Raw genomic sequence first — 19,256 nt, 5'->3', positions numbered from 1 at the left:
TTGGTAAAATTCACTCCGTTAGGAGTGATTACCCAAGAATCCCCCGCCTTTAGGTATGGGGAGTGTCAAGATAGAATGGACAGTATCGAATGGACAGTATCGAATGGAGGTTATATCAAAGATGAGTCAATTGCCAAATTGCCCAAAATGTCATTCAGAATACACGTACGAAGATGGAAGCTCCTTGATTTGTCCGGAATGCAGTCATGAGTGGACGCTCCAAGCAGGTAACGATAATGATGAAGATAATAAAGTCATCAAAGATGCAAATGGAAATGTCCTTAACGATGGCGACACAGTAACGGTCATTAAAGACCTCAAGGTAAAAGGAACTTCATTAGTTGTAAAAATAGGAACAAAGGTAAAAAACATTCGCCTGATCGATGGGGACCATGATATTGATTGTAAGATCGATGGTTTTGGCGCAATGAAGCTAAAATCCGAATTTGTGAAAAAGGTGTAAGCTGGGGAATGCCTCGGACAAGAAAAAGCTGACTGCATGTTAGAGTGCAGTCAGCTTTTTTCGTAAGGAATGAGGTGTTAGCTGAGACGATGAATGGACCAGACGATGCCCTCGCCGCCGCCTCCTAAGTTGAGGTTAATAGTCAATCCATTGGCTACATAAAACAAACCGAGCGTATCCCCTTCATTGAGTTGAACGTCACCTGCGAGGGTGATTGTTCCAGCCCCCAAAATAGCTCTTAATGTGAGTACGAGCGCAATGTTTAGGTTGAGGATAGGGAAATCACCAATAATGAGACTTGTTTCAGCAGGGGTGAGTCTCCGTACTTCACATGCAGGGGTGATTCCCTCGTCTAAACTAGCGGTAATGGCTGTGCTCGTTTCATAGTTAATGGTTGCTTTTATGGCGTAAGTTCCAGTCGTTGGCACTGTGTAAGTGCCAGTTTCAGCATCGAAACTTGGACTGCTATAGTAGGGGCTGGCTGTTGACCAGTTCACTAATTGGGAAGATGCGCTGAGGGTCACAGTTGATAAGAAGGCAGAGAAGTTTTCAGCGGTGAAAGCAGGTCCAGTCGCGCCTGTCGTGCCAGTCACCCCAGTGGCTCCGGTAGCCCCGGTAGCTCCTGTAGCACCTGTAGCACCAGTGTCTCCAGTCGCCCCAACGGATATGGGGATGGACAAGATCGAATTCAGCTTGGAATCTAGCAGAAGTTCTTTTTGCGTAATGACTCTGATCGTGTCACGCACGCTCTGATTCATTGTAAGGAGGTCACTGATCGTTGCGGGTGGTGAAGATATTCCTGGTAGAGTACCGAGTACAAACTGTAGCTTTTCGCCCTCGGCGTTGAGGATATGACTGAGGCTCAATTCCTCTAACGCAATAGATGAGAGAAGCAAGTTAATGGCATCATCTCTGGTTAAGGTAATGGTAGGGGTAATGTTGGGGATATTTGCCTGAGACATCTTATCATTCCTTTCTGTAGAGATTCAAAACACTCGTAAAAAACACTCCTAATCGTGGCATTGGAGTCAGCTAGTGGGTGATCCAATGCCACGATTAGGAGTCAGGTCAGAGACTCAAAATACTTTTTGTTGTAGAGAATGCTAGGGTGGGTTGGGTTGTATGAGTAGGCAATATCATTGTGGTGACGTGATTTCTCGGTATCCCCCATTTGAGAATAGCATAAGCAGAGTTGCAGATGAGGTAGCCACGTCCAGGAAACGTGGTCGATGTGTGCGAGTTTTTCAGCAGGTCGCTCCACTTTTGTTGCGAGATCATACCAAAAAATGGCCAGCAGCCAATTTTTATCTTCGACATGAAAGGCTCCAATCTGGCAGCACGCTTCAGCCCGTGGGCGATCGTAGTTGAACGTACGATATAGCGAGGACAGAACATTTTGTCTCTCGTATAGATGAGAATAGCAATTCGCCAACTTCAAGCAAGCGTTAATGTTGTCTTCTACCCAGCCTTGTTGGGTATTCAGGAACTTGGTGTAAAAAGTAATGGCCTCTTCATGATACTGATTGTCGCGTAATTCATTCGCATAATAGTACAAGTCCCGTGGAGAGAATTCTTCCCCTTTGGCTTCCCTGCGCCGATAGATTTGCAGATTGCGGTCCGTGTATTCCTTCTGCTTGTTATGCGTGATGGATATATCACTGTTGATGACGTTTCCACTCACTTCCAAATACTCATGGACGGGCCCGATCCAGCGAAAACCACGGTCGCGTTTTACGAGGCGATTGCGGCGAATGCTGTATGCCACATTCCCATTGCTGTCCACAGAAAGATTGTAGTTCATCGTGACACTGTCGATGCTGTAATTCAACGTAAACTTCAACTCGCGGAAGAGCTGACGGTCTTTCTCCAGAAGAATATCGTCTGCATCCAGCCACAAAATATAGGGGCATGTTGCCTTGCTGAACGCATAGTTTCGTGCAGCTGAAAAATCATCAATCCACTCGAAATCATAAATGGTGCAGCCATAGTTGGACGCAATTTCTTTTGTGCGGTCTGTTGAACCCGTGTCGACGATAATGATTTCATCGACGAGATCCGCAACGGTGGAGAGGCAACGCTCCAGAGCGTCTTCTTCATTTTTGACGATCATGCATAAACTGATGGAAATCTGATTCGCTTTCCCCGCTGTCATGCCATTTTTTTTGCGATACTCACTCACTCCTGCCAGATCCGACTGACGGTAGATGTGGTATCCAGGAAGGTGTGTATCTACATGCAAAGAAAAGCCCATAGCAACAGCCCGAACGCAAAAATGCCGATCTTCTCCCCAGAACGACAAGTTAGCTATTCGCTTGAAGCTGACGCCTGCCTCCAAGACTTTTCGATGGATTAACGTGCATGCACCGAGGCCTCCTACCTCATACACACCCGGTTTACGCAGCATCTCTAAAAAGTTTTGGTTCTCCGCTGATTCGGACGTGCCTTCGCGTGTCAACGTGTATTGATCCATCAGCCAAACTTGAGGAAGCTCAATCGAATCAGGCTGCCAACGTGTCCAGTAAATGTTGGAGATAATATCTTTCTTGGCTTGAAGCAATTGTTGCAGGGTGTGAGGGTGTAAAACGAGATCGGAATCGATCAAAAACAAGTAATCGAAACCCTCTTTGAGCGCATAGGAGATAATCGTATCTTTCATTTGGGCTACTTTCCAAATATTTCGTTCCGTCCAATAATGGGTCATTTCATTCCGGACATACGTGTCATCGTCTGTGTTTTTGAGGATGACTGTTCGTTTGTTCTCCTTCTCGAAATCAGCCAAGAGTGTACTGGATAGTGGGTCTTTGTTATCGTCAATGAACATGTAATGAACCAGTTCGTTTTTGGTAGTCAGCTCCGTGAGCGATTGAAGGAATTCCTCCAAAATGATTGGGAATTGTTGAATGGGACTACCGATTAAAATACGTTTTTTACCCATGGTACACCCCCATCTATAGCCTTGTTCAAGTGGTTGCCGCAGGTTTGCTGAATAGCAGTAAACCATTGTCCACTTTTGCGACAATTCGGTTCTCTTGCTGCAGCTCTTTTAAATAAGAGCGGATAATCGAAGTAGTCAAACCGTAGCGGTGCAAGTCATCCTCAAATTCATACTTTTTCATGACTTTTTGGACGACTTGTTCGAGAGTGCTTGGCTGCTCATGAATCAATGCTTCAAGAAAAGCAGAAGTGTTTTTCATAAGGGTGAGATGCTTGTTAATTAAACCCGTTACTGTCTTAAAGGCTCCACCATGGTAAAGCACATAAGCGTTCAATTTCATCATCGAAAGCTTCTTGAAGCTTCTCCTTGCAGCCCTCAGATCGTTAAAAAAAAGGAGATTCTGCTTGTTCAATGTTTTGGGACCAAATAAGGCATCGCCGCAGTAAAGGACATGATCAGGGGTGACAATGCCGACCATTCCCGGTGAATGTCCAGGTAAGGAGACGATTTTGAATGGAATGGTATGGACGTGAAAGATACCATCGGTGGATGGAAGATAATCCGTTACGAGCGCACGCGCATTCTCTTTATTTTGATCAGGCTTCGCATCAGACTCTCCACCTGCGTCGAAAACCAAAGGCTCGAGATGCGGATTTTCAATGAGATAGGATGCCAGATGTGTCGCATAGATGCGAATGTTGGGGAACCTCTTTTTCAAATAGAGATTGCCACCGTGATTAACAGCGTGACCATGTGTATGAACAACGGCAAGGATTTGATACCCTCGATTACTGATTTTCGTGCATACTTCCTCGATGACCGTGGCATTCGGTCCGCTATCAATGAAAACAGCGATTTTGCTGGGCCTATCCAAATAGACACCGATCCCGTATTTTCCGGAGACCACGTAACTGTTGCCGGTCACTTCGATCAATTCCAAACGATCCATATCCCTTACTCCTTCATTAGATTCAGGTTTATATGTGGATGACCTTGGTGACATTCCCGATACGTACCTTTACGGAGTTCGATACAAAGGGAGGCTTTGCAGGTGCAGACACTCGCTTAGCCAGCATTTTTTTCTGTCCACGCACTTTCGCCACGGTGGTTACAGGCTTGGGACGCATAGATTTGTTTTTGTTTTTATCGGGAGTAGGGACGGATGCAGCCTGTGTTAATAATGGGGGTTTTGGACGTACTGGTTTCCGGTTGTTGGCTGTATCGATGCGTGCGTTGTTTGCGAGCAATGGAGGGGTTGGGGAAGGCATAGGTGGAGCGTCAGTAGTTTTCGTTTGCTCACCCAGATCCAGACGTATCGGTTCGTCATTTGGTAAATCTTCTTCTAGCTCCAATTGCATCGGCTTGATGTAGGGGGAATTCTCTTCCGGTTCCATATACTTTGTTTGATGATGAGAATGGTCTTCTATCAAGTAAAAAGCTTGTAATTGCTGCAGATGATTTTCTATCAATGTGGCGATTTGTTTATGTGGAAACCTCCATGTCTTTACCAATTCCGATAACCGGGCAATCGCAGCAAGGACATGTGTGGACATTTCACTAGTGGGATGAAGAGGGGGACGCGATTCAAAAAGAAAGCTGTGAGCAATCTGCTTATTATGTATGTGGGTATGCAGTCTGACGAGCAGATTGATCATCGTTGATAGTTGGTAGCTAAACAGCATAAGCTCATAATCTTTGGCATGATGAAAGCGGGATTCCAATCCTTTGACCAACTGGACGAGGGAATAGGTCAGCTTTAGAACGGTTTGGTCATCGATACCTCTGTTCTTCATGGCAATTGACCTCGAATTCCTGAAATGAACAATCGTTAATAGTCGATGGTGATGTCATCCAATTCATCCGCGAAATCAGATTGTTCCATCTCAAAATTTGATTTAAGCGCCACAGGGTACATGTGAATGGCCGCATCCAGCTTTTTTAACAAAAGCCATTCAGCCATCAGCACCGAATCCAGAATCGAAATGACTGTACGATTAAAGGTGATGATCTCATCATTGGAGGGGTTGTTAGGGAAGTCCAGATTTTTGCCAACGAAAGCAAGGGCTTTGTCAGCTTCGGCGTTTAGCAATCTGGACAAGGCTTCTTCCTCTAGGGCAATCGATTGCAGCAAATGACTCAAAGCTTCTTCGCGCGTAGGCACATCATATGATGGAACTTTATCCTGTAAGGTCATCATCATCCCTCTTCAATAAAATTATGAATCCCCATGAAAAGCAGTGTGAGCAAGGGGAGTTATTTTTCGAGGCAAGGAGGATCGGGCAAGTCAGGTAAGTCATCCTGATGATCATCATGCATCTGCTCCAGCTTAATAATGTCCTCCAGCTTGAATTGCAAAAGCATCTCTGTCTTGATAACATTGCGCAGCATTCGTTCTACGCTATTGTTTAGGGTAATTGCATCATTGAGCGAGAGGCCTTGCTCCTTCACGATCTTTTGGATCTTTTCCCCCTCTGCCCTAATAATGTGAGAAAGTCCGATTTCCTCCAGCGCAATAGAGGTGAGAAGCAGATTTAATACTTCGTTGCGTTTCAATATAATTTCCGGTGTTATATTGGGGACCGTGGGCATTGACATCGTTATCTACATCCTTTGATTGTCTGATTTTGTATACATAATAAGACTTGCCCGAAGAAGAAGGCGATCTGCTTCCCGTTATTTGCATAGAACGCCTTCGGGCAAGTTTCTTACAACGTGCTTAAAAACGATAGGGTCGTCATAGGATCGCGTATATTGATAGTGAATAAATGGAAACTTCCTCGCAGTACATGTTATGTAACCGCGATCTTAATATGACAACTTAATCGTATTCAGGTGCCCGGGATAATGTTAACCACACTTTCCAGCTTGAATTGCAAGAGCATATCTTTTTTGATGACATCTTGCAGCGTTCTGCGAACACTGTTGTCAACGGCAAGAATGTCAGAGATGGTGGGGACGACCCCAGGCGTAATCCCCAATGCACCTACCACAAACTGGATCTTTTCCGCCTCTGCATTCATAATTTGCGCCAAAGCCAATTCCTCCATAGCAATGGATGTCAGCAATAAAGATACGGATTGCTCAATCGTAACGGAGATGGTGGGGGTAATGTTAGGAATGGTAGGGTGAGACATGAGATCACCTCTTTGAAGGAATGGATAACTGTTTTACTCGTAAGCCTATCGCTTACTTCTAAACCGTGAGCGTTAGCTATTCCCCCCTTTGTCTTCATTACGGTAAGTGTATGCATAGGTGTGTGTCCCACTGAACTGTTTATTTGTACACATGCGTAAGGAAGCAGGGAATGCGAAAAGCCCGGATCGATTGACCCGGACCAGTGGTATTGGGATAGTTTCCATACGAATGAGGCCTATTAAATCGAAGGAATCTGTGGAATAAGATTATCCACGATATTTTCCAATTTGAATTGCAGGAGCATATCTTTTTTGATGACATCTTGTATCGTTTGACGAACGCTTGCATTGACGAGCAGGATGTCGGAGAGTGTTGGTGCTGGTTCGAGCCCTGGATCAAGGGTACCTAAAACAAATTGGAGTTTTTCAGCCTCTGCGTTCAGAATTTGAGCCAAAGCCAGCTCCTCTAAAGCAATGGAGGCAAGCAATAGCGAAGTGGTTTGGTCTAGAGTAATCGAGATAACAGGCGTAATATTAGGGATCGATGCTTGGGACATGATCATCACCTCATGGATTGATTAGTATGTAACCACCCTATCAAACTGTCTCGAGAGTAGGATATGCACAGGTGCCTATGGCGGTGTCTGTCTAAATGGGTAGCCGCCCATTAATTTTTGGTGCCTTGAAGCCTTACCAATACCCAGCGACGATTTCCGGCTATCTCTCGAAAAAGTTCTTCGTAGTGATAGATTTTTCCGAGATGAGTCAGAAAGGGATAGTGATCAAAATCATCTACGAGAATAAGCGCATCTGGTTTGAGCGTGTCAACAAATAGTGGATAGGCCAGAGAGCGGCCGTTGCCATGCGGACCGTCTACAACCATGACATCTACTGAATGAACGGAAAGCGATAGTTGGTCCAAATCCGCGTAAAATGCGTTTTGAATAGAAAAATGATCAAACTGATTCTCAGGAACATGCTGTCCGATGGCAGGCCACAAGCTCCTGCTCTCTGTTGGATTGTCGAAGATCTTGTTCCATTCCTCTTCGGATAGTTGCTTCAAAGAGCTGGTCACCAAGCTGACATGAGGTACATCACCTAGACTCTCCTTGATTTCCTTTGCACGAATCGGATGATGCTCCACAATGGTTGCTTGAACCGGGAGCAGCTCAAGCTCGCCAAGTGATTTCCAAAACAGAGCGGAGTCACCTCCACCCAACTGAAGTATCTGGCACTTCTCATTTTCTTTTTTGATATGACGGCATGTATGTACGAGGGCCTGTTTGCTCAACGTGAGTGAGTTGTATCGCCAGTGATTACAATTAGATTGCTGCAAAGCTTTTTCGATATCGCGAACGATCATCTTCATTCCACCCATTCCAACAGATTGGGATGTTGATCCAAGATCGATTCATACTGTTCCTTCCAGCCATATCTGGCGTCGGGGTCGAGGAGCTGATAGCGGTTGTACTTGCTTTGTCTGTCTTCTAGTCGGGCCCAGCCAAAATGTTTCACGCGTGATAGATGGCACAGGTAAGGGAACTGGTTGATTGAGAGAGGGAATCTGCCGCAATGCTGAGGGGTTTCCTTCCATATGTATGGGAAGTCAGGGCGATACTTGATCATAAAAGGACGGTAGTAATGATGGGCATTCCAATACACATCTTCGCGATAATGCGTCTCGCTCCACATATCGTACAAACGAAAGTAGATCGCCTGGTATGTCTGCTGTTCCAAAATCTCGGAAACTTTCGAGGGGAAGGAGCTATCCATGATTTCATCGGCGTCCAGATTCAAAATCCATCCCGGATCAGTCTGGATCGTTTCTTGCCATTGTTGTTTGCGCAAGGCAACTTCGTTGGAAAACTGGGAGGTTGCGTTTTGAACCAGGTGAAGAGGAATGCCCTTGAGAACCTCTCTACAAAGCTCCACGGTATGATCAATACTGCCATCGTCGATGATGACGGCTGCGTCAATAAAGTCTTTATGTGCTTCTAGCGCTCGTCTCAAATAGCGATTGCCCTCATTTTTCACAATCATAGAAAGAGTCAGTTTGGCTCTGGTCATCTGCGTGCTCCACCTCCTGCGCTTGGCGTGTTGCAATGCAGAAGATCTCATGGCCTTGGAATGTTGATTGGAGATTCACAGCTAGCTTCATGATGTCCTGGATCGGTAGAGGTGTTTGCGTGGTTTTGCGCAGATGGTTTTCCAAGCGATTCGTTTCTTCTCGAGAAAAGATGGAGAGAACCTCCCAGCCACCTTGATGAAGCAATGAGATCAGATTGTCACGGGAGTAATGAAAGAGGTGGTCATTTTCGGTATACAGCGGGGAATACACCCCGAACAATTTATTGGTGAACGAGTTTTTGTTCGGCACGCTAAAAATGATCTTTCCTCCTGGTTTAAGAAACCCCTTCAATTCTTCAAGGTATTTCTTCGGATGCGAAATATGCTCAAAGACGTGACAAAAAACGATGGCATCAAAAGTACCAATGTGTTCTGGGGCGAGAACGGAGGAGTTCCATAACGAGTGAACCAGTTGTAATCCATACCGGTCTTGGGCGTATGCGCATGATTGGTGTGACGGCTCTACCCCAATAACCTCCCACCCAGCCTCACGAGCAAGGAATAACAACTCTCCTGTTCCTGGACCAATTTCGAGCAGCTTCCCTTTTTCCGAAAACCACATATCGAGCAGCAATGTATGGAAGATCGCATGTTCTGTAAATGTATTTTTGGCGTATTGATCCCGCATGGAAACCCAACTCGCATCGTAAATGTCTGCAACCAGCTGTGTCACGTTGACTTGGTCGAGGTGAGGCTGAAAAACGAGATCACAATCTTTGCATGTTAGGAGCGAGAAGGTAGCGTACTGGTGGAAAAGCGCAACCTGAGAACTGTTGCACAAAGGGCATGAGTCATGCATGGATACGATCCCTGCTTTCTTTGTGATATCTGCCTACAACTACCTATGCTCTGTTCATGCAAAAGGTTCAAAAACCAAGGAGATGGCGCCGTTCTGAAAGGAGCAGTCCGCTCATAGAGTAAAGGGGGGATAGACTACGATCTCAGTGATGTGTGTAAAAGGAGATGAGCAGCGTGTCTGAGGCGCCCAAGATTTCCTTATGTATGATTGTAAAAAACGAAGAAGAGTGCCTTCACAAGTGCTTGGAAAGCGTGAAAGATCTTGTGGATGAAATGATTATCGTAGACACGGGGAGTACCGATAAAACGATAGAGATAGGCAAGTCATTCGGAGCGGTCGTGCTCTCGTATGAGTGGCAGGATAACTTCGCAGAAGCGCGGAACTTTGGACTGGAAAAAGCAACGGGCGACTGGATTTTGTGGATGGATGCCGATGAGGAAATGAATAAGGAAGACAGCAAGAAAGTGAAAGAGCTGCTTCGCGGGCAAGAAGATTCTCTTTTTTATATCCATCTAATAAATTACATTGGAGATGAAAAAAATGAAGACGATGCTTTTCATATCGCTCACTCACGTTTGTTTCGCAATAGCATCGGTTTTCGCTTCCATTTTCCCATCCATGAAACGCTCAACGTAGAAGAAGTTCTTCCCAATCTGACCGAAGACCTCCACATTCAAATCTTGCCTGTACGGATATACCATTACGGCTACATGAATGAATTTACTGGCAGAAAGAAAAAATTCGAGCGCAATATTCAGCTGCTAATGAAGGAATTGGAAAAAGAGGACCACTCTCCATGGATTGAGTATCATCTTGCCAGTGAATTCTCACGTATCCAGGAGCATGAGAAAACGTTCAAGTTCGTGAATCTGTCTATTATCGGGTTTCTCGAAAACCATATGATGCCGCCTTCGCTTCTTTACAAGCTCAAATACTCTACGTTGATCTCGATTGGCAGTGCGGAGGGGGCGTGGCCAGGAATTGAGAAGGCAATCGAGATTTATCCTGACTACGTTGATTTGCATTTGTACAAAGGGATCATTCAATATTTGAAAAAGGACTATAAACGAGCATTGATGACATTTGATCATTGCTTGGAGCTAGGTGAGAGCAACATTCGTCATCTGACCTTGAAGGGATCGGGAAGTTTTCACGCCTGGTATTACAAAGGGCTCTGCTACGAAGGATTGGGTCAAGTGGAAGAGGCCGTGGCAGCTTATCAGACGGCGTTGGCGATGGCGGAAAATCATGCGCCAGCCAAAGAAGCATTAGAAAAGCTGAGCCAGACGTCTGAAGTATGTCATACGCAACACAACAAATAGCATCGTGGCGAAAAGCCGTTTACGTCGATTGTTCAGGCGTAACGGCTTTTTTTCGTAATGGCGAAGCATGAACAAAATGACGTTAATCACCTTTATTGCGCTAAAAGGTTTAATAAGCACAATGTTTCATTTGCGGCAGCGGATTGTTACAATAAAAAGCGCATTTAATCGGTAATAATAATCATTATCAATTACATCGAGTGAGGGACAAAAATGAAGCGAACAAACGGAATAAAACGTCTCGGTCATATGCTTTGGACGCTTGCACTGGCAGGTACGGTATTGCTGACCGGATGCGGAAGCGCAGAGCAAAAACAGCCAGCAGCAGGTCAAGATAGCGCGCAAACCACACAAAAGCGCATGGTAAAACACGAGTTGGGCGAAACGGAAATGACCGGAGACCCGAAAAGAGTCGTCGCGCTGGAGTACTCCTTTGTGGACGGACTATGGGAGCTGGGAGTGACGCCTGTAGGAATCGCGCAGGAGAAGGATAAGGATGTAGAAGGACTGATCGGCAAAAAAATCGAGTATACCCCTGTTGGGACACGTCAACAGCCGAGTCTGGAAGTCATCAGCTCATTGCAGCCGGATTTGATTATCGCTGATTTGAATCGCCACAAAGACATTTACAAGGATTTGCAAAAAATCGCACCGACGATCATCCTGAAAAGCCGCAACTCGACGTATCAGGAAAACTTGAGCTCGTTTGCCACGATTGGGGAAGCGCTGAACAAGCAAAAAGAAGCAGAACAACGCCTGATCAAGCACAAGGAGATCATCGCAGAGTTTAAAAAGAAGGTACCAACTGATGATTCCCGCAATGTCATGCTGGGTGTGTTCCGCGCAGATTCGCTGTCCGCACATGGTGCAAAATCGTTTGATGGCGAATTGCTCGAAATGATTGGAATCAAAAATGCGATTCAAGATGCGCCAGAACCAACGGTAAAAATCAGTCTGGAGCAAATGGTGCAGTGGGACCCGGACGTGATTTTCCTGGCGGAGGCCGACGACGCGCTGTTGAACGAATGGAAGCAAAATCCGCTCTGGAACAAGATCACCGCAGTCAAAAATCAGGAAGTACACAAAGTAAATCGCGACCTCTGGACGCGCTATCGCGGACTGAAATCCGCAGAACGTATTGTCGAAGAGGCAGTGAACCTTTTGTACAGTAAGGATAAATAAGAACACATACGATGCAAATGCTGGAAAGACCGATCGCTGATCTGGTCTTTTCCGTGTTCCTGCACGTGGTAGTTGATCGAGGTGGCTTGTATTGCAGAAAACAACGATACGACGACGAAAAGGTACCTTTGTCCTCATTGCGATCGGCTTGGCGATCCTCTTGCTCATTGGTTTGTTGCTGAGCTTGTTTACTGGAGTAGCTTCGCTGCAGATTCGATCATTAGTGACGAATTGGCTATCGGGTGAGTACTCCAAGGAGCTTTTGATTTTCCAAACCATCCGAGTTCCGAGAGCAGTGCTGGGAGCCATCATCGGGGCGAATTTGGCTGTGGCAGGAGCTGTGATGCAGGCCGTTACCCGCAATCCACTGGCTTCCCCGCAAGTATTTGGCGTCAATGCGGGGGCTTGTCTGGTGGTCGTACTCGCGATTGTGTTATTACCGGATATCGGGAAAGCCAATCTCATCTATTTTGCATTTGGCGGAGCGATTCTCGGGGGACTTGTTGTCTTTGGCTTCGCAGCTTCCCGAGGGATGACCAATCTCAAGATCGCTTTGGTAGGTATGGCCATCCACCTGCTGCTCACCTCCGTTACGAAGGGAATTATTATTTTTAACGAACACATATCGAATGTACTGTACTGGTTGTCTGGCTCCATTAGCGGAGCGGCTTGGACGGATGTGCAATTGATTTTGCCATGGTCGATTGTGGGACTACTGCTGGCGATCTGGCTGTCCGGCTCATTGTCTGTGTTTCGACTGGGGGAGGAAGTCGCGATGGGATTGGGGCAAAAAATCGCCCGCGTCCGACTGCTATCTTATGTTGTGGTCGTTATTTTGGCAGGCGCCTCTGTTGCTGTCGCCGGAGCTGTTGGTTTCGTCGGACTGATGGTTCCACATATCGCAAGGAGGCTCGTCGGTACGGACTATCGGGTGGTTATCCCTGTGTCTGCGCTTGGGGGCGCTGTCTTGGTCACAATCTCAGATGTAGTGGCTCGCTTGATTTACTATCCGTTTGAGTCTCCTGTAGGAATTGTAACGGCGCTTCTGGGAACCCCGTTCTTTCTTTACTTGGCGAGAAAAAAGGGGAGGGAAATGGTATGACTTCACGAAAAAATACCCTGCTCCTGATTGGCCTCAGCGCCTTAGTCTTAGTGGCAGCATTGCTTAGCATGGGAATCGGCCCGATCTTTATCGGCCCTGATCAAATCATCCGGGTGATCATGGGAGAATCTTCGCCGCTTACGTTTATGATTGAAAACTATCGATTGCCGCGGGCGTTGCTCGCGATTCTTGCAGGAGCGGGCTTCGCGATCGCTGGTGTGATTTTGCAAGGAATGATCCGTAATCCGCTGGCATCTCCAGATGTTGCAGGGGTAACCAAAGGTGCGGGCTTGTTCGCGGTTGTGGTCATCATTCTGTTTCCGACTGCTTCACCAATTCTTCTCCCGATTGTCGCGTTTTTGGGAGCACTGGCGGTAGCGATTGCCCTCATCTATTTCGCTCGGAAAAGCGGTGCACAGCCAACGACGTTTGCCTTGGTCGGCATGGGTGTAGGGGCGATCTGTCAAGCGCTGACGGAATTCATCATGGTGAAGTATCCGATGCAAGCCAATGATTCTCTTGTCTGGCTGGCGGGGAGCTTGTGGGGAAAAGGCTGGGATGAAATTTATGCGTTGCTGCCGTGGCTGCTCGTATTCATTCCCATTAGCTTTGCCCTGCATCGAAAGCTGGACATTATCAGTCTGGATGAAGGGAGCTCCACCGGGCTCGGGCTGAATGTCGTACGGACACGCTATGTGCTCTTGCTGCTCGCCGTTGCATTGGCAGGCGCATGTGTAGCGGCGATTGGCTCGATTGGTTTTGTTGGATTAATTGCGCCACATATGGCGAGAAAGTTGTTCGGTCATCAGCATCGGTATCTGTTGCCAGGTGCGGCAGTTTTGGGAGCGTTGATTCTCGTGATTGCAGACGCATTGGGGAGGGGACTGAATCCTCCGATCGAGATTCCCGCGGGTATTGTGACGGCGGTCATCGGTGTTCCGTACTTCTTGTATTTGGTGCGTCAAGAGAAGAGAAAGTAAAAAGAAAAGCCATCTTTTCCTCTAGCTTTGGAGAGAAAGATGGCTTTTTTCTATTCGGAAAAAAATTATCCATCCTTGTAAGAAAAAAACCGATCTTTTCATAGTAAAGGTAGAATGATTGCTGGACAGTAGAAGTGAACGGAATGTCTGGTGATAGAAATAGAAGGGAGCGACAGTTCATGGAGGAGGATCAAGAGTGGGTGAAGCAAGTCTTGGGAGGCGACCCGCATGCCTTTGCCCACCTTGTGAACAAGTACAAAAACAGGGTGTGCTCGTTACTCGTGCGGATGGGCAATTCCCCAGAGGATGCAGAAGATTTCGCACAGTCAGCATTCGTCAATGCGTATAAAAGCTTGCAGCAATACGATGCAAGCCGTTCATTTTCAGCTTGGTTAAACAAAATCGCGATCAATTGTTGTCTGCAAGCATGGCGGGATGCCCAGAAGCATCCGAGCGTACCTTTCCAGGAGTCCAATACGGTCCATACCAGTAAAGAAGACCCGGAATCGTTTTACTTGGCGCGTGAAAAGCACAATGAACTAGTAGATGTCATGGGAGAGCTCGCCTCCCATTACCGGATCGTGCTTACACTGCGTTATTTTGAAGAGCTGAGCTATCAGGAAATTGCCGAGACGATGCAGGTTCCGGTGACAACCGTGCAGGTTCACTTGTACCGCGCGAAAAAAAAGCTGCGTGAGCTCATGGGGAAAAGGAGGGAGCTTCATGAAATGTACTGATTGTGTCAGGCTGATCAATCAGGTCGACCAAGAGCTTTCACACGAGGAAGGAAAGCAGCTTCAAGACCATATCGCTGGATGTGAGCATTGTCAGGCCATGCTGTTTCAGGAAGTCGACGAAGTGGATGCCGATTTAAGTAAACCTTGGCCAATCGTATCCGCCTCAGATCCTTTCACCGATCAAGTCATGGCGGAGGTGCTACAGATAGAAGAGCGGCAACAAGGAACGATGCGTCGAAAAAACTGGCCTGGCCGTCGACTATGGCAAAGAGCAGGTATTCCTGCAGCTGTCCTGCTGCTTGCCCTAACCGTGGGTGTCGTCTCATCTCCTACGCTCGCGCACTATGTCACATCGATTTTTTCCGAGTCGTTTAACGCGGAGATGCAGCGTGGAGGCGATCTGGGCTTTTCTCAAAAAGTGAATCAAAAGGTAACCGATCAAGGCATTACCATGCTGATAGATGAGATTTTGGTCGATCCATTGAAAATGTACGTGTCGATTCGGTTTTTCACAGAACAAAATCAAGAGCTAGAGGCTTCGATTGAGTTTGATAACAAGGACAACCGGATTTTTCTGTCAGACAAAAACGGGAAATACATCGGAACCGAGGTGCAGCATTCATACGGATTCGAGACGTTGTATCTACCAGAGAACATTCCAAATGATTTGATTCTCAACTTGAAAGTAAATAGAGTGGATCTGCACGATGAAGCCTCAGCAAAAGACGATAAGAAGGGAAATCCCGTTTATGGAAGCTGGCATTTGAAGGTCCCCGTCTCTTTGGAAAAAAGCAAATCGGCAACGCAAACGATTCCGATACATAAAACATACACCTCACCGCAAGGATTTATCTTGGAGGCTGACCGACTAGTGCTGACGCCGATAGAATCAAAGCTGATCCTCTCCTCCAAAATGAATGAGCAACAGCGTGCCCGTATGGAATCGAGAGTGCAAGCGATGGTGGAGGTCAATAATTCGCTTTACGATGACAAAGTAACCGCCGAAGAGCTATGGGATTTCTTCGGAACGAATGCGACAGTCATGTGGGAAATCGTCGATGAGACAGGCAAGGTAGTGATGGATACGAATGGAGCCAATGGCGAGTTTTACGGTCCAATTGAACCAAACAAAAAGCTGACATATCGTACCGTCTACATCGAGAAGGCAGAACCGTCCGATTTGCTCCTGACATTTACGCCTGCGGAACTCAACAGCCAGCCAGTCACCTTCACCAATGAGGGGAATACGTTCGTCTTGAAGGCGTTTCGCATCGCGCCCGATCCTGATCCAGCTCCCGGCACATCCGGATACGTAGGTATCATTGAGGCAGAGGTCACATACCACCAGGACACCTATGAATACCGTGGAATTGATGCAATCGGATTGGGCGTCGTGAAAATGAAAAAAGAGGATCGCTCGATCACCATCCATGATTTCCCCAAAGGTAGGGAAAATCAACCGGTAACGATCACGGCCAGTCAGCTTGTAAAAAGGTATGAAAATGTGGATTGGAGCTTTGACATGGTGAGTCCAGCGCGCTAACGATGTCTATCATAATTTGGCGTGCAGCAGCTCATGCTACTACTGACAGCTCATTCCCGCCCATTTCCTTTCATGGTAAACTGTCATGTAAGTGTCATGCTTCATCCATTCTTTCCTACCAGGTGGTACATACATGCGGTCTATATGGAAGATTTACAAAACAGACTGGATTAACATTTTCAAGGTCCCGACTGGGATTTTTCTGATCATCGCCATCATTCTCCTCCCTTGCTTATACGATTGGATCAACATCAAATCGGTATGGGACCCTTACGCCAATACGCAAGGTGTCAAGGTGGCGGTGACGAGCGAGGATCAGGGAGCCACGGTTGGCGATCACAAGATCAACATCGGGGAGGAGCTCGTAAAGAGCCTGCAGAACAACCAGAAACTAGGGTGGACCTTTGTGGACAAAGAAGAGGCCAGAAGGGGTGTGGAGCGGGGCGATTACTATGCCAGTATCCTGATCCCGGCTGACTTTTCCACAAAAATCACGGGAATTGTCCACGGCAACCTGGAAAAGCCCGAAGTGATCTATACCGTCAATGAAAAGGTGAACGCCGTCGCTCCCAAAATCACCTCGTCAGGTGTGTCGGCGATTGCCAAGCAGATCAACGAGAGTTTTACGGAAAGCGTCAGTGAAGCTTTGCTGACGAAGCTTACAGAGATCGGCATTAAAATTGAAGAGCAATTGCCGACCATCCGCAAAATCGAGAGTGGCGTTTTCCAACTGGAAAAGAGCCTGCCCGAGATTCGTGCCGCAGGGCAAAAGGTTTTGGAGATTGAGAAGAAGCTTCCCGAGATTCACGAAAAAGCGCAGATCATTCTGGAAGTGGAAAAAAGAATCCCGGAGATCAATCAAGCTGGACAAGCCGTGCTCAAAATTCAGCAAAACTGGCCGAAAATCAATGAGGCGGCGTCGGTCATTATCGCGATGGAAGACAAGCTGCCGGTGATTGAGCAAGCGGTTGGACGAATTGAAGAGCTGGATCAAAATTTTGATAAAGTCGCAAACGCTGTGACTACGGCCACAGAAAAGGCGAGTCAAGCCATTGAGATCGTTTCGGCTGCTCAAGATGCGCTGCCGCGTATCGCTGATCTGACTGATAAGGGCGCGGCTGTTGCTGATCAGCTCAATGACTTTTTTACGCAGCATGACGGTGCCTTTGAAACGATTGCACCGCTGATCAAGCAAAATCTCATCTTAGCCCAGCAAGCATCTGATGCGCTCACACAACTCACAGACAGGCTGTTGCAAATCAATCCGGACCGCTTGCCTACTGCGAGTGAGGTAAATGCCGTGAAAGACAGGTTATCCAGAGCCGTGAATGTTTTGGGGCATACCGCATCGCTTGTAGAGAAAGTAAACAGTTATATTCCCGGACAGCCATTGAGTCCTTTCGCAGAGAGGCTGCGCACGATTGAGAACAGAATGAACCGGCAAATCGAGATTCTCGGCATGATTGCAAGCGCACTGGAAAAAGGAAAGCAGCCTGCGAAAGACTTGGTCGAGAGTCTGAATCAGCTCTCGAAAAACGTCAGCGCGGAATTGGGAGACATCCTGTCCCGTTACGATAGCGAAATCGTCCCGAAAATATCCGAGGGCCTTGAAAGGCTGAAGGTGATCACAGGAGAATCTGCCGATCTACTGCATAAAGCCCAAGAAAAACTTCCGGATATCGAAGCGATTCTCCAAGAGACAAAGACGGGCTTGGAGCTGGGATTGGCAGAATTGAAACGAATCCAGCAGGAGATGCCGCAAATACGGGCGAAGGTCCACGAGCTCGCGCAAACGCTCAGAAGCAAGTCGGATGCTTTTGCAAATGCCATTCGCGTAGCAGCTCCATTCCTGAAGAGCAATCTTCCTGCCATCGGGAAAAAGCTCGACGAGGCAGCGGCATTCGTCCAGAACGATCTGCCCAAAGCGGAGGCGGATTTGACCAAGCTGGCTGATTTTGTGCGCTACAAGCTCCCGGAGGTGGAGGCGGGCGTCCACAGAGTTGCCGCATTGGTTCGCGATGATCTGCCCAAGCTGGAGAGTGCCATTGGGCAGGCGGCTGACAAGCTGAGAGAGGTCGAGGCGAACAACCACTTCGCCGATCTTGCCAAGCTATTGCGCGGCGACATTAAAAAAGAGAGCGAATTCCTCGCAAGTCCCGTGCAGATCAAGGAAAACCGCCTCTACCCGATTCCGAATTATGGTTCGGCCATGTCACCGTTTTACGGTGTGTTGTCTCTCTGGGTAGGCGCGACCTTGTTGATTTCTCTGCTGAAGCCGAATGCGGAAAATCCAGACGGAGTGTACAAGCCGTATCAGTTGTACCTGGGCCGCTTGGGAACGTTTGTGACAATTGGATTGCTTCAGGCGTTGTTCGTTACGCTCGGTGATATTTACATCCTCGGGGCCTATGTAGCGGATAAAGCACCGTTTGTGTTATTCGGCATGCTGGTCAGCCTGGTGTTCGTCACGATTACGTATACGCTGGTGTCCGTTTTCGGCAACGTGGGCAAAGGCATCGCGATCATCTTCATGGTGTTCCAATTTTCCAGCTCGGGCGGTACGTTCCCGATCAGCATGACTTCACCGTTTTTCCAAGCGCTTAACCCATACATGCCCTTCACGTATGCGATCAGCCTGTTGCGTGAAGGAGTGGGCGGCATCCTCTGGGAAACGGCGATCCGGGATATACTCGTACTATTCGGCTTTATCGGTATCAGCCTGTTTGTGGCGCTCGCGCTGAAGCGTCCGCTGAGCGGAATCATTGAAAAGTCGATGGAGAATGCGAAAAAGACCAAGATTATTGGGTAAAGGTTACACGGAAGTCAATTGAAATTAGCAGGGTGTCCTCACGTAGATATCACTACTGGAGGGCACCCTTTTTTCAAGGACAAGTGATTATATGATTTGGTAAAATATAGGTGGTTTATGAAT

The 19,256-nt window shown here is 47.3% G+C and carries 19 protein-coding genes; 8 read left to right on the top strand and 11 right to left on the bottom strand.

Annotated elements, in window-relative coordinates; all coding sequences use genetic code 11:
- Positions 1-121 precede the first annotated feature (121 nt).
- Positions 122-463: a zinc ribbon domain-containing protein YjdM gene (locus EL268_RS31400; protein WP_106657277.1), complete on the top strand. Its 342-nt coding sequence runs from the start codon at positions 122-124 to the stop codon at positions 461-463.
- A 77-nt stretch (positions 464-540) separates the two neighbouring features.
- Here EL268_RS31400 and EL268_RS31395 read toward each other — a convergent pair whose 3' ends face one another.
- The 11 genes from EL268_RS31395 to EL268_RS31345 all read right to left on the bottom strand — a co-directional run bounded on the left by EL268_RS31395 (position 541) and on the right by EL268_RS31345 (position 9,458).
- Complete coding sequence (locus EL268_RS31395; protein WP_115984393.1) at positions 541-1,425, bottom strand: alpha-helical endospore appendage domain-containing protein; 885 nt, start codon at positions 1,423-1,425, stop codon at positions 541-543.
- A 101-nt stretch (positions 1,426-1,526) separates the two neighbouring features.
- Positions 1,527-3,398, bottom strand: a complete 1,872-nt coding sequence (locus EL268_RS31390; protein ID WP_106657274.1) for a glycosyltransferase — start codon at positions 3,396-3,398, stop codon at positions 1,527-1,529.
- A 25-nt stretch (positions 3,399-3,423) separates the two neighbouring features.
- Entirely contained in the window at positions 3,424-4,347 is a 924-nt protein-coding gene (locus EL268_RS31385; protein WP_106657273.1) for an MBL fold metallo-hydrolase, read from the bottom strand.
- A gap of 28 nt (positions 4,348-4,375) precedes the next feature.
- The gene (locus EL268_RS31380; protein ID WP_106657272.1) at positions 4,376-5,191 is read right to left on the bottom strand and encodes a hypothetical protein; all 816 of its coding nucleotides are present in this window, start codon (positions 5,189-5,191) and stop codon (positions 4,376-4,378) included.
- A 35-nt stretch (positions 5,192-5,226) separates the two neighbouring features.
- The gene (locus tag EL268_RS31375; protein ID WP_106657271.1) at positions 5,227-5,592 is read right to left on the bottom strand and encodes an alpha-helical endospore appendage domain-containing protein; all 366 of its coding nucleotides are present in this window, start codon (positions 5,590-5,592) and stop codon (positions 5,227-5,229) included.
- Between the two features lie 59 nt (positions 5,593-5,651).
- The gene (locus EL268_RS31370) at positions 5,652-5,993 is read right to left on the bottom strand and encodes an alpha-helical endospore appendage domain-containing protein (protein ID WP_106657270.1); all 342 of its coding nucleotides are present in this window, start codon (positions 5,991-5,993) and stop codon (positions 5,652-5,654) included.
- 233 nt (positions 5,994-6,226) lie between these two features.
- Positions 6,227-6,532, bottom strand: a complete 306-nt coding sequence (locus EL268_RS31365) for an alpha-helical endospore appendage domain-containing protein (protein WP_106657269.1) — start codon at positions 6,530-6,532, stop codon at positions 6,227-6,229.
- 239 nt (positions 6,533-6,771) lie between these two features.
- Positions 6,772-7,089 (bottom strand): alpha-helical endospore appendage domain-containing protein, encoded by a 318-nt coding sequence (locus EL268_RS31360; protein WP_106657268.1) that lies wholly within the window; start codon positions 7,087-7,089, stop codon positions 6,772-6,774.
- Between the two features lie 110 nt (positions 7,090-7,199).
- Positions 7,200-7,895 carry a class I SAM-dependent methyltransferase gene (locus tag EL268_RS31355; RefSeq protein ID WP_106657267.1) on the bottom strand — a complete coding sequence of 232 codons (696 nt, stop codon included), beginning with the start codon at positions 7,893-7,895 and terminating at the stop codon, positions 7,200-7,202.
- Positions 7,896-7,897: 2 nt separating this feature from the next.
- Positions 7,898-8,599, bottom strand: a complete 702-nt coding sequence (locus EL268_RS31350) for a glycosyltransferase (protein ID WP_106657266.1) — start codon at positions 8,597-8,599, stop codon at positions 7,898-7,900.
- Positions 8,556-9,458 carry a class I SAM-dependent methyltransferase gene (locus tag EL268_RS31345; protein ID WP_106657265.1) on the bottom strand — a complete coding sequence of 301 codons (903 nt, stop codon included), beginning with the start codon at positions 9,456-9,458 and terminating at the stop codon, positions 8,556-8,558. Before EL268_RS31345 ends, EL268_RS31350 begins: the two co-directional genes overlap by 44 nt.
- A gap of 173 nt (positions 9,459-9,631) precedes the next feature.
- On the opposite strand from EL268_RS31345, the gene EL268_RS31340 reads away from it, so the two are divergent.
- From EL268_RS31340 to EL268_RS31310, 7 genes are all read left to right on the top strand, one after another.
- Positions 9,632-10,780, top strand: a complete 1,149-nt coding sequence (locus EL268_RS31340; RefSeq protein WP_106657264.1) for a glycosyltransferase — start codon at positions 9,632-9,634, stop codon at positions 10,778-10,780.
- Between the two features lie 213 nt (positions 10,781-10,993).
- Positions 10,994-11,962, top strand: a complete 969-nt coding sequence (locus tag EL268_RS31335) for an ABC transporter substrate-binding protein (RefSeq protein WP_106657263.1) — start codon at positions 10,994-10,996, stop codon at positions 11,960-11,962.
- A 91-nt stretch (positions 11,963-12,053) separates the two neighbouring features.
- Positions 12,054-13,064, top strand: a complete 1,011-nt coding sequence (locus tag EL268_RS31330) for a FecCD family ABC transporter permease (protein WP_106657262.1) — start codon at positions 12,054-12,056, stop codon at positions 13,062-13,064.
- The gene (locus EL268_RS31325; RefSeq protein WP_106657261.1) at positions 13,061-14,044 is read left to right on the top strand and encodes a FecCD family ABC transporter permease; all 984 of its coding nucleotides are present in this window, start codon (positions 13,061-13,063) and stop codon (positions 14,042-14,044) included. The genes EL268_RS31330 and EL268_RS31325 overlap by 4 nt, the downstream gene beginning before the upstream one ends.
- A 179-nt stretch (positions 14,045-14,223) precedes the next feature.
- Positions 14,224-14,781: an RNA polymerase sigma factor gene (locus tag EL268_RS31320; protein ID WP_106657260.1), complete on the top strand. Its 558-nt coding sequence runs from the start codon at positions 14,224-14,226 to the stop codon at positions 14,779-14,781.
- Entirely contained in the window at positions 14,768-16,324 is a 1,557-nt protein-coding gene (locus tag EL268_RS31315) for a DUF4179 domain-containing protein (RefSeq protein ID WP_106657259.1), read from the top strand. The genes EL268_RS31320 and EL268_RS31315 overlap by 14 nt, the downstream gene beginning before the upstream one ends.
- Positions 16,325-16,457: 133 nt before the next feature.
- The gene (locus EL268_RS31310) at positions 16,458-19,133 is read left to right on the top strand and encodes a YhgE/Pip domain-containing protein (RefSeq protein WP_106657258.1); all 2,676 of its coding nucleotides are present in this window, start codon (positions 16,458-16,460) and stop codon (positions 19,131-19,133) included.
- Positions 19,134-19,256 lie beyond the last annotated feature (123 nt).

It is taken from the genome of Brevibacillus brevis (assembly GCF_900637055.1).
GTDB classification, from domain to species: Bacteria; Bacillota; Bacilli; order Brevibacillales; family Brevibacillaceae; genus Brevibacillus; species Brevibacillus brevis.
This window is presented reverse-complemented; position numbering and strand designations above follow the sequence as displayed.

Coding starts and splice junctions, on each gene's coding strand:
- EL268_RS31400 (WP_106657277.1), top strand. CDS start 122: ATGAGTCAATTGCCAAATTGCCCAAAATGTCATTCAGAATACACGTAC.
- EL268_RS31395 (WP_115984393.1), bottom strand. CDS start 1,425: ATGTCTCAGGCAAATATCCCCAACATTACCCCTACCATTACCTTAACC.
- EL268_RS31390 (WP_106657274.1), bottom strand. CDS start 3,398: ATGGGTAAAAAACGTATTTTAATCGGTAGTCCCATTCAACAATTCCCA.
- EL268_RS31385 (WP_106657273.1), bottom strand. CDS start 4,347: ATGGATCGTTTGGAATTGATCGAAGTGACCGGCAACAGTTACGTGGTC.
- EL268_RS31380 (WP_106657272.1), bottom strand. CDS start 5,191: ATGAAGAACAGAGGTATCGATGACCAAACCGTTCTAAAGCTGACCTAT.
- EL268_RS31375 (WP_106657271.1), bottom strand. CDS start 5,592: ATGACCTTACAGGATAAAGTTCCATCATATGATGTGCCTACGCGCGAA.
- EL268_RS31370 (WP_106657270.1), bottom strand. CDS start 5,993: ATGTCAATGCCCACGGTCCCCAATATAACACCGGAAATTATATTGAAA.
- EL268_RS31365 (WP_106657269.1), bottom strand. CDS start 6,532: ATGTCTCACCCTACCATTCCTAACATTACCCCCACCATCTCCGTTACG.
- EL268_RS31360 (WP_106657268.1), bottom strand. CDS start 7,089: ATGTCCCAAGCATCGATCCCTAATATTACGCCTGTTATCTCGATTACT.
- EL268_RS31355 (WP_106657267.1), bottom strand. CDS start 7,895: ATGATCGTTCGCGATATCGAAAAAGCTTTGCAGCAATCTAATTGTAAT.
- EL268_RS31350 (WP_106657266.1), bottom strand. CDS start 8,599: ATGACCAGAGCCAAACTGACTCTTTCTATGATTGTGAAAAATGAGGGC.
- EL268_RS31345 (WP_106657265.1), bottom strand. CDS start 9,458: ATGCATGACTCATGCCCTTTGTGCAACAGTTCTCAGGTTGCGCTTTTC.
- EL268_RS31335 (WP_106657263.1), top strand. CDS start 10,994: ATGAAGCGAACAAACGGAATAAAACGTCTCGGTCATATGCTTTGGACG.
- EL268_RS31325 (WP_106657261.1), top strand. CDS start 13,061: ATGACTTCACGAAAAAATACCCTGCTCCTGATTGGCCTCAGCGCCTTA.
- EL268_RS31320 (WP_106657260.1), top strand. CDS start 14,224: ATGGAGGAGGATCAAGAGTGGGTGAAGCAAGTCTTGGGAGGCGACCCG.
- EL268_RS31315 (WP_106657259.1), top strand. CDS start 14,768: ATGAAATGTACTGATTGTGTCAGGCTGATCAATCAGGTCGACCAAGAG.
- EL268_RS31310 (WP_106657258.1), top strand. CDS start 16,458: ATGCGGTCTATATGGAAGATTTACAAAACAGACTGGATTAACATTTTC.